This window comes from bacterium (assembly GCA_040757115.1).
In the GTDB taxonomy this organism is placed as follows: domain Bacteria; phylum UBA9089; class CG2-30-40-21; order CG2-30-40-21; family SBAY01; genus JBFLXS01.
In genome coordinates this window covers 1-10,438 of record JBFLYA010000134.1, presented here as the reverse complement: position 1 = coordinate 10,438, position 10,438 = coordinate 1, and the positions used below count along the sequence as shown (strand labels likewise).

Annotated in this window: 11 protein-coding genes and 1 pseudogene; 3 read left to right on the top strand and 9 right to left on the bottom strand. The window is 34.0% G+C overall.

Going from position 1 to position 10,438, the window contains the following annotated elements:
• Positions 1 to 60: 60 nt before the first annotated feature.
• From AB1422_12180 to mltG, 3 genes and pseudogenes are all read left to right on the top strand, one after another.
• Positions 61 to 462 (top strand): annotated as a pseudogene (locus tag AB1422_12180) (DUF559 domain-containing protein).
• Between the two features lie 261 nt (positions 463 to 723).
• Positions 724 to 1,080: a preprotein translocase subunit YajC gene (yajC, locus tag AB1422_12175; protein ID MEW6620069.1), complete on the top strand. Its 357-nt coding sequence runs from the start codon at positions 724 to 726 to the stop codon at positions 1,078 to 1,080.
• Between the two features lie 286 nt (positions 1,081 to 1,366).
• Positions 1,367 to 2,368: an endolytic transglycosylase MltG gene (mltG, locus tag AB1422_12170; GenBank protein ID MEW6620068.1), complete on the top strand. Its 1,002-nt coding sequence runs from the start codon at positions 1,367 to 1,369 to the stop codon at positions 2,366 to 2,368.
• Between the two features lie 352 nt (positions 2,369 to 2,720).
• On the opposite strand, the gene AB1422_12165 is transcribed toward mltG, so the two are convergent.
• The 9 genes from AB1422_12165 to ftsE form a co-directional block, all read right to left on the bottom strand.
• Positions 2,721 to 3,794, bottom strand: a complete 1,074-nt coding sequence (locus AB1422_12165) for a M42 family metallopeptidase (GenBank protein ID MEW6620067.1) — start codon at positions 3,792 to 3,794, stop codon at positions 2,721 to 2,723.
• Positions 3,795 to 3,806: 12 nt separating this feature from the next.
• Positions 3,807 to 4,562 carry a Nif3-like dinuclear metal center hexameric protein gene (locus AB1422_12160; GenBank protein MEW6620066.1) on the bottom strand — a complete coding sequence of 252 codons (756 nt, stop codon included), beginning with the start codon at positions 4,560 to 4,562 and terminating at the stop codon, positions 3,807 to 3,809.
• Positions 4,563 to 4,586: 24 nt separating this feature from the next.
• Positions 4,587 to 4,937: an EamA family transporter gene (locus tag AB1422_12155; GenBank protein ID MEW6620065.1), complete on the bottom strand. Its 351-nt coding sequence runs from the start codon at positions 4,935 to 4,937 to the stop codon at positions 4,587 to 4,589.
• Between the two features lie 128 nt (positions 4,938 to 5,065).
• Positions 5,066 to 5,404 (bottom strand): multidrug resistance protein, encoded by a 339-nt coding sequence (locus AB1422_12150; GenBank protein ID MEW6620064.1) that lies wholly within the window; start codon positions 5,402 to 5,404, stop codon positions 5,066 to 5,068.
• Positions 5,405 to 5,516: 112 nt separating this feature from the next.
• Positions 5,517 to 6,401, bottom strand: a complete 885-nt coding sequence (locus AB1422_12145; GenBank protein ID MEW6620063.1) for a decaprenyl-phosphate phosphoribosyltransferase — start codon at positions 6,399 to 6,401, stop codon at positions 5,517 to 5,519.
• Positions 6,402 to 6,428: 27 nt separating this feature from the next.
• Positions 6,429 to 6,974, bottom strand: a complete 546-nt coding sequence (locus AB1422_12140; GenBank protein ID MEW6620062.1) for a hypothetical protein — start codon at positions 6,972 to 6,974, stop codon at positions 6,429 to 6,431.
• 481 nt (positions 6,975 to 7,455) lie between these two features.
• Positions 7,456 to 8,598 (bottom strand): peptidoglycan DD-metalloendopeptidase family protein, encoded by a 1,143-nt coding sequence (locus AB1422_12135; protein MEW6620061.1) that lies wholly within the window; start codon positions 8,596 to 8,598, stop codon positions 7,456 to 7,458.
• Between the two features lie 74 nt (positions 8,599 to 8,672).
• Positions 8,673 to 9,566, bottom strand: coding sequence for a permease-like cell division protein FtsX (gene ftsX, locus AB1422_12130; GenBank protein MEW6620060.1), 894 nt, complete (start codon positions 9,564 to 9,566; stop codon positions 8,673 to 8,675).
• Entirely contained in the window at positions 9,563 to 10,231 is a 669-nt protein-coding gene (gene ftsE, locus AB1422_12125; GenBank protein MEW6620059.1) for a cell division ATP-binding protein FtsE, read from the bottom strand. The genes ftsX and ftsE overlap by 4 nt, the downstream gene beginning before the upstream one ends.
• Positions 10,232 to 10,438: the final 207 nt, after the last annotated feature.

Genomic DNA, 10,438 nt, shown 5'->3' with positions numbered 1-10,438 from the left:
ATAAAGGGGGTTAGGGGGTTGTAAGTATATAAAGGGGGTTAGGGGGTTGTAAGTAAGAAGATTCATTACAATCCGAAATTGAAAACTTACGCCAGAGAACTTAGAAAGCAAGGGGTTTTATCCGAAGTATTGCTTTGGAAGTATTTGAGAAGCAGAAAGATGAATGGCTATCAGTTTATGAGACAAAAGCCTATTGGGGAGTATATTGTTGATTTTTATTGTAGTAGACTAAAACTGGTAATTGAAATTGATGGAGAAACCCACAACGAGAGTAGATTTGAGTACGATATGGAAAGAAACAACCCCCTATGCCCCCTTTATTAAGGGGGATGGAAATTAAAGTCTATGGGTTTAACTCTCATAAGATTCAATGATAGTGATGTAAAGAAAGATATAGACAATGTTTTAAGGGCAATTGAAGGATGGATTGAACAATTACAACCCCCTAACCCCCTTTATTAAGGGGGAATTGCCTGCAAACCCGGGGTAAGTGTAGCCCCCTGTGGGTAGAGGGAAAAAAGTAAAATTGCCCTCCACCCCTATTTAAAAGGGGTGAAAATCAAAAAAAAGCAAGAAATTGACATTTGCAACTCTTTTGAAATCAAGGAGTTATATAGTAGGAGGGCAATAAGAAAAAAGCGTATTTGTAACTTCTTGTTAATCAAGGAGCTATGAATTTCGTGAAAGGCTGTTCTTACCAAAAGAAAGGAGACAAGTATTAAGATGAATTTAGTAGTAAATTTTTTATTAGCGGCTCAGGCATCACCAGAGGTAACAACACCTCCTTCAACAGCTGGTGCTATATCTTCCTTTCTCCCGCTTATTCTCATCTTTGGTATATTCTGGTTTTTGCTTATCCGACCACAACAAAAGGAAAAAAAAGCACACCAGGAAATGTTGGCTAATTTAAAAAAAGGGGATAAGGTAATTTCCTCAAGTGGAATTTTGGGCACAATATTTGATATCAAAGACAATACTATTATTTTACGCATAGGCGATAAAGACCTGAAAATAGAGATGTTAAAATCCGCTATTGCCTCAAAACAACCAGAAGAAAAATCTGACCAGAAGAAATCCTGAAAAACCTTTTGCAGGAGAAACGCTCATGCCCAGAGGGAGTGGGCACAAAGGAGGATGAAAATCGGGCATAGAGATTAGAGATTGGAGATTAGAGATTAGCAAGACTGCAGGTTCTAATTCACTAATTCTCTAATCTCTAATTAACTATTTTCAGGAGAAACGCTCATGCCCACAGGGAGTGGGCACAAAGGAGGATGAAAATAGTGGTAGGAAATAGGCGTGAGGAGTGATGTTTTCTTTACTTTCTACTCTCTACTTTCTACTTCCTTATTTTCAGGAGATACCAATGATTAAAAAAATATTATTGTTTATTCTTACTATAATTTTGGTTCTTCCAATAATAGTTTTCTACCAGATTTATGTCCCGGTAAATAAATCTTCTTCTGTAATTAAAACAGTTAATATTCGTAAGGGTATAGGATTAAAGGAGATTACTAAAGTTCTAAGGGCAGAAGGGGTAATTCGTGATGCCCTTGTCTTTGAGTGGCTAATAAGGGTAATAAAATTCGCGGATAAGATTAAGGCAGGAGAATATGAACTTACACCGGCGATGAATATGCCTGAGATTATCTCAAAATTAGTTCGTGGCGACTGCCTTAAAACCTGCTTCGCCGTCCCTGAGGGATACAATATCTTTCAGATAGCTGACCTTTTGGCAAAAAAAGGCTTTGTCAATAGAGAAAGATTTATTCAGATAACTAAAGATGAAAAGTTTATTTTTAACTTAGGCATTTATGCCCAAAGTTTGGAAGGTTACTTGTTCCCGGAAACATATTATATCCTTAAAGGAACTACTGAAGAGGAGATAATCAGATTGATGGTTTCCCAATTGAATAAAGTAATTACCTCTGAAGATAAAGACCAGGCAAGTCAAATTGGTCTTTCTTTTCATCGAGTGCTTACTTTAGCCTCGATTATCGAAAAGGAAACAAAGGCTGTATCTGAAAGACATCTTATTTCTGCTGTCTTTCATAATCGTTTAAAAACAGGGATGCCACTTAAGAGTGACCCAACAGTAATTTATGCCCTTGGGGAGCGTTTTAATGGAAATTTGAAGAAAGAAGATCTGAAAATTGATTCACCTTACAATACTTACCGATATAAGGGATTGCCGCCGGGTCCCATTGCAAATCCAGGATTATCTGCGATTAAATCTGCTTTGTATCCAGCCAGAGTAGATTATTTATATTTTGTCTCGATGAACAACGGCATGCATAAGTTCTCAACAACACTTAAAGAACATAATGAGGCCGTGTTAAAATATCAATTGCAATTTAATAGGAAATAGGTTAACAAGGAAAATAAGTTGATGAGTAGTAACTTGTTTGACCTGTGCAGGTAGAAAATTAAGTAAGCAGATTTTTAATAGTAAGCGGGTGGATTTAGTAAGCGGATTTAACGGATTTAGCGGAAAAAGAAATAAAAAAAATCCGCTCAATCCGCTTACAATAAAAAATGTAATCTGTTTAATCAATTGTAACCGTTCAGGTAGTCTGGTATCTGGGTGTCTAAGTGTCTGGGTTACATAGACTACCAGACACATAGACACCCTTTACGCAAAATTGTAGGATTGGTTACTATCCTGATTTCCTGGATGTTAACTGATTGCTGATACCTGATGGCTGAACGCTTACAATCAATTATCCTTTTATTTCTAATTGCACAGCTGGAAAATATTTATTTACCTTTTCTATAGCAAATTTTAGAAAAGTCATCGTGTTTTCCATATCTATTAAATTAACAACTTCAATAGGAGTATGAGCATAGCGTATTGGAACAGAAACCGCCCCTGTTGGAATTCCTTCTCTGGCTAAGCGAATGCTTGAGGCATCAGTTGTCCCACCTTTTCCACCAACATGTAGTTGATAGGGAATATTCAAATCTTTAGCAGTATCAAGTAACCATTTTTTAACTTGAGGATGAATAATTAATCCCCTACCTAAAGCATCAGACATTACAAATGAAGTCCCTTTACCTATTTCACTGTCTGCTTCTTCTTTTTTTATCTCCGGGTAGTCACCTGCAATCTCAATATCTACGGCTAAGGCAACATCTGGATTAATACTGTAACTACAGACAGTAGCTCCTTTTAAACCAACCTCTTCCTGGGTAGTGAAAACAATATATAATTCAGCCGGGACTTTTTTTAAATTTTTTATCAGACTTATAAGAATAGTACACCCTACACTATTATCAAGTGACATAGCCGAGATATTGTTATTGGCTAATTCAGTAAATATACGCGTAAAAAAGATTGAATCACCTTTTTGAATACCCATTTTTAGAACATCATCATAATTTTTTGCTCCGACATCAATATACATCTTATCATAAGTTATTAATTTCTTTTTTTCTTCTTCATCCATTAAATGTGGAGGCCTCGAACCTATTACTCCAGGAATATACCCTTTTAAGGTTTTAATAGTTATTCTTTGATTAAGTAACATTTGATCATTAATCCCACCAATTGGAATAAATCGGATAAACCCTTTTTCATCTATAAATTTTACCATTAATCCAATTTCATCCATATGAGCCGCTAACATTACTTTTGGTTTTTTATCTCCTTTTATGATTGATATAATATTACCGAATTTATCAATCTCAATTGTATCAACATACTCTTTTATCTCGTTAACGATAATATTCCTGATTTCATCTTCACTTCCTGATACTTTAGGGACATCTGTAATTTTTTTTAATAAATCTTTCATTTTTCCTCCTTTTTAAAGTCCTGTTGGAATATCAATAAAAGGACATTCTATTTGAAATTTTTGGGCTAAAACCTCTGCCAATGCCTTAACTCCTAATGTCTCAGTGGCATAATGACCAGCAAAGATAATATTGATTTTTGATTCCCTGGCTAAATGATATGTAAATAATTTTGATTCGCCAGTAATAAATAAATCTACCTCTTTTTCTATCGCCTCTTTAACCATATCCGAGCCACCACCCGAGACTATGGCTATGGTTTTAATCTTTTGTCTACCAAAATCTAATAATCGACAAATAGTATTCAGCCTTTGCTCAAGTATTTGTTTAACATCTAATAAATCAATTCCTTTTTTTAAGTTGCCTAAATACCCAATTGGTACTTCATGATATTTCCCAAAAGGTTGTGATGTTTTGTGGACAAATAAATTCATTAATTGAGCATTATTGCCAAGTGTTGGATGAAGGTCTAAAGGCAAATGCACAGCATAGAGCGAAATATCATTTTTAAACAACACCTCTAATCGTTTATAAAGGGTACCGGTTAAAGGTTGAGGTGTTCCCCAAAATAGACCATGATGAACAATAATCATATCTACATTTTGTTTTTTTGCCTCATAAAAAGTTTCTAATGAGGCATCAACAGCACAGGCTATTTTCTCAATTGTCTTTTTTCCTTCAACTTGTAAGCCATTTATCGCCTCATCTTTAACCTGGGCTATATTTAACTCTGTCTCAAGAAATTGGCATATTTGCTTTAAAGTAACCATATTTTAAACCTTGATGAAAATTTCCTAACTTTGTGAAATTAAAAATATACCAATGCAGATAACTACTACACCTATCCATCTTATCAAAGGCACATGTTCTTTGAGAATGAATTTAGATGAGAAGACTATCAAGACATAAGCCAGACTTAACATCGGGTAAGCAAAACTCAAAGGGACATTTTGTAAAATCCACAGCCAGAGCATTGCACTAAATATATAAAGTGCAAATCCAAAGATTACTCTGGGCAGAGTAAATATCCGGATTAATTCTAATGGAATAGGCTTACCCGAAGGCTTACCTACACCTGTTTTTAACAACAACTGTCCTGTAACCACAATCGCAACACAGATAAAAATAGCTAATAATATTGGCATAATTTTCCTCCTTATTAACTGGTAATTGGTAACTGGTAACCGGTAACTGGTAATTGGTTAAATATCTTCGTCGTGAGTTCAGCCGGATGGTATTTAATTACCAGTTACCAATTACCAGTTACCAATCACTAACTCTGTGAGACTAAAGTTACTCCCACACAAATTACTCCTACCCCTATCCATCTAATAGGGGATACTATTTCCTGAAATAAAAGGCAAGAAGCAATTACTACCAGAACATACGAGACACTAATCAGTGGGTATAAGTAACTCAGGTGTGCTCTTTGAAGCAATAAAAGCCATAAGAAAGAGCTTCCGATATAAAGAAAACCACCTATGATAACCGCAGGATGGGTTAGCATTTGAAAATAATTACCTATCTCCGCTTGCGAAACACCTGTTTTTAACAATAATTGTCCTCCTACTCCTACACAAATACACATCAGAACTGCTATAAAAAACCGCATCGTTATCCTCCTTGTATTTTGGATTTTAAACCCCTTCTATTTTATCCATGTCAATCTGTGTTAATCAGTGGCTGAACAGTTACCCATTTTTTATCCGAGAGTCTTCCTGGAATTACCCCATTGGTTTCCAATAGATAATAACTATCACCGCAATTATCCATAATAGGATATTTAGAAGCAGTGGTTTATCTTTTATAATATCAACATCTGGATTACCACCTGCACTTTTCTGATGTACCAGATAAAGATAGCGGAAAATTCCATAAAGGACGAAAATAATGGTCAGGGGTAAATATGGAGCATTAAGTTTTTTCTGAACCTCAGGTGAAAACGCATAGAAAGAATAGGCAATTAATATTGAGCCCGTGACCGCAGCAATCATTTCATCAATAAATGCCGGGGTATATTCTTTTAAAATAGGTCTATGAGAGGCGGCAGATGAGTTTAAAAGAATCAATTCATGTCTTCTTTTGCCCAGACTCAAAAACAGGGCTAACAGCATTGTGCATCCTACTAACCATGGTGAAATTACAACCGGGATAACCACTGCTCCTCCAACAACACGAAATACAAACCCTGCCGATAAGGCTAAAACATCTAAAATAACTATGTTTTTTAACCACAAAGAATAAAATATAGTTAAAAGTACATATCCTGTAATAACAAAACCAAATTGGTATCTTATTAAAAAAGATAAGACTAAAACAATAATTATTAATCCTATTGATAGTGTTAAAGATGGAAGAATTTTTAGTTTCCCGGAGGCAATTGGTCGATTTTTTTTCTTTGGATGAATTCTATCTTGTTTTAAATCTAAGATATCATTGAATACATAGCCACATCCTGAAATGATACAAAAACAAATAAAGGCAAAAACCGTTTCCAATATTGCCTCAAGACTACATAATTTCTGGGCAAAGATAATTGCGGCAAAAACAAGTAAATTTTTTGTCACCTGTCCTGGCCTCATTGTCTGAATAAATTCTTTTATCATCATTAATAAATTATACCACAATTTTTTATTTTAATCAAGGAATAAATTTCCTCTTTCATTAAAATCCTTTAATAATCTTTTTAAATCATTTGGAGCGTTTCTGGAAACCATATTAAGAACAAAGAAAAGGACTGAAAACTGCCAGCAATCTTCCGGTCCTACAATCAATCCTGACTGAACATCCTCAATCCTTTCTAATTCTTCTTTAAAATGTCTTATTGCCTTCTCGAGAGAATCTTCATAGATATTGAGAGAATAGGTTTCATTACTATATTTAAAAGAAGGAAAGGTTACACCCCTGACTAACAAAAAAGACCTGATTATATCTTCATTTACCTGATAGGATTCTGTAAAGTTAAATCCTTCAAATTGTGGAAAATTTCGCGGAAGTATAATCGAGGCTTCATTGACTAAAACCTTTCCCTTCCGAACAACTGTATCACCAATGTTCACTGATGACTCCGCTAAAAATATATAAGGTAAATCAGTGGGTTTAAATGTCAATAATTGACTGATGCGGTATCTGACTATTTCAGTTTCTTTAACTGCCTTTTGCCATACTTCTTCTAATGTCATTTTTATCATCTCCTTTCAACTAAAATTTTTAGAGTTCTGCAAAACTAAGAAACTGTAGTTTTTAAGCAGGTATTTAAAGCCTCTATTTTTATCAATTTTCTCCAAAGATCAAAAAGCAAATATAAAAATTACATATCAAAATGTAAAATTATCTCTTTCCTTTCAGCGTTAAAATAGAAGTCCTTTTGGGACGGTTCACTTTTGTTTGAAAGCCTGCGGTTAGAAAATGAAGTTAAAATTGGAAATTCGAAATTAGAAATTAGGGAAAGAAGTAAAAGCCCAATTTCTAATTTCCAATTTCAACTTTCTGTGAACGCTTACAAGTGACATTCGAAAGAAATCATAGGAAAAACGATAAAAGGAACCGCCCCGTCCTTTTTGAAATTTGATTTGTAAATTTGCATTTTGATATTTATATTTGGTATTTAATATTTATTTATTGTCTCCCCCAAATCCTATTTTGCAGAACCCTAAGGTGACCCTACATAAGCCAGTTTAACGGGTTGTCTGGTTCGCCGTTAACCCGTATTTCAAAATGAAAATTATATCCTTCACTATCAAAAGGACCACCTACTATACCTATGGAACTTCCTTTAGATACCTTATTACCAACATCAACCAAAATGTTTGATAAATGTGCATAAAGGCTATAAAGCCCTTCACCATGGTCAATCATCACCAACATTCCATATCCTTTAAACCAGTTTGCAAAAACCACTTTACCGTCCTTTACTGAAAAAACTGTTTCTCCCTGGGGAGTTAAAATATCAATGCCTTTGTTGACTATCTGAGCATTAAATTTTGGATGTTTATAACTCCCATAGCCACGATAAAGTTTACGGTTTTTTACTGGCCAGGGTAAATCTCCTTTTCCTCGAAGAACAATTTGTTTGCCTTCATGCGTTTTCCTCATCTCTAAATTTTTTATTAATTGTTTTAATTCTAATGAATCTCTTTCTAATTTAGATATTTGTTGTTGATACAGGGATTTTTCACCTTGTATTTTAGTCAAAAGTCGCTTTCTATTTTTTTTCAGCCTTTCCTGTTTATTCAAAAAATTTTCTTGAGACTTTTCTATCTTACACAACTTATTATGATGAGATTGTAATATTCTTTTTTTCTGTAGATAAGCGTTCTTTTTATTATTTATATCCTCGATTAATTCTGTATCTGCCTGGGCAATCAGTGACATAAAATATAGCCGTTTAGAAATCTCAGTAAAATCATCGGTATTCAGTAAATTCCCTAATAAATCCCCTCCTCTATATTTATAAATAGCGGTAAGTCTTTTAAGAAGTATTTGTTGTCTTCTATTTAACTGAGCACTGGTTAAGTTAACACTTTTTTGCGTGAGAGCAATATTTTTCTGACCATCGGTTAATTGTTTTTCAAGTAAATTTATTTTATCTGCGGTGGTTTTAATTTGTATTTCTACTTTCGCAAGTTCATGAACGGCATTTTTCTCCTGTCCGCTGAGATAATTTATTTTAGATTTCTTTTTTTTAATTTCCTTTGTAATATTAGAGAGTTTGGTTTTTTCCTTATTGATGTCATCAGTATACGCCGGAACACAACTTAAGAATAAAAAAGATAAGATTAAACTAAAGATTTTATATCCTCTCATTTTCAAAAATCCTCCCTTATTTCTTGGTAACTGGTTAAATTGGTAGCTAATTACCAGTTACCAATTACCAATTGTTATTTTTTCGATTTTAAGAAATAATGTAAAGAAAGAAAACTTCCCAGACATCCCAGAACAGCACTGGCTGAAAGTATGCCTAATATGGATTCTACAGGAAGAAATTTAATCGGTATAAGTTGAAAAAAGGCATCAGATATCCATAATTTGAATATAATAAATTTATAAATGAACCATAATAACCCAATAGCCATTCCTCCACTTATTATTCCTTGTAATGTTCCTTCGATTAATGCCGGGAAACGAATAAACCAATTAGTTGCCCCAACTAATCTCATAATGGTTATTTCCTCTCCTCGGGCAAAAAGTCCTAATTCAATGGTATTTGAGATAATTATTAAAGTCGCTATACATAAAATAATACCTACGCCGAGAATTATTATTCTTAATCCATAAGTAATTTTAGCCAGGATATTTACTACTCTTTGTCCATAATCTACCTCAGTGACTAATTCAGATTTTTTGAGTTCCTCAGCTATTTTACCTACTTCATCCCAGATAAACTTGCTACCCTTTAACTTAACCTCTAAATAATTTGGTAATGGATTACAGGGGAGGTTATTCAAAATATCCTTCTTTTCTCCTAAATTCTCTCTAAATTTTTGGAGAGCCTCTTCTTTTGAAATATAAATTACCTGACTGACCTCTTCTTTCTCTCCTATTATTTTCTCAAATTCAATAATTTCTGTTTCAGACAATCCACTTTTTAGATAAACGATAATTGATGTCCTTTTGACTAAAAAGATATCAACTATTCCTTTCACATTAGTTGTAAATAGTAAAAACAGGCTTAAGATGAATAGGGTAATAGTGATTATTCCAATACTGGCATAACTCATTAAACCTGCTCGTTTAAAATTCAAGAGGGCCTCTTTAACAAAATATTTAATCATACCAAAACTCCATTTTCAACTATCTCACCATTGGCGAGATGAATTATTCTCCCGCCATATCTTGTGGCTAAATCCAGGTTATGCGTGGCGATTATTACGGTTGTTCCCTGTTGATTAGCATTCAGAAATAGATTTATAATTCCATCAGTCAATTGTGCATCTAAATTTCCTGTAGGTTCATCAGCTAAGAGGATAGTTGGGTCATTTATTATTGCCCTGGCAATTGCAACCCGTTGTTGTTCTCCGCCGGATAATTCATGTGGAAGACAGGATTTTTTTTGAGTCAATTCCACGATATTTAATGCCTTAATCGTTCTTTTATAAACCTCAGATTCATTAATCCCGGTTACTCGTAAGGCAAAAGCAACATTGTCAAAAACTGACTTTGAATATAACAATTTAAAATCTTGAAATACAATGCCAATTCGTCTTCGTAAATAAGGTATATTTCGCTCAGGCATATTACCAACATCTTTATTGGCGACGAAGACAAATCCAGAGCTTGGTCGTTCATCGACATAAAGCATTCGTAAAAGGGTAGTTTTGCCTGCTCCAGAGTGTCCAACCAAAAAGACAAATTCCCCTCGCTCAATTTTAAAAGTAATATTATTCAATGCCCGAATGCCGTGATTATAAATTTTAGTTAGATAACGAAATTCAATCATTTTAACTCTCCTGAAAATAGTTAATTAGAGATTAGTGAATTAGTGAATTAGAACCTGCACTCTTGCTAATCTCTATGCTCAATTTTCATCGTCCTCGTATAATATATATTGTTGGTCATTTTGAATGCCACAATCCTAATTCCTTATTAAAGCCCCCAAGATTGGGGGGTGGGGGTTGAAAATAAAATTAAAAAATTAATTATTAGT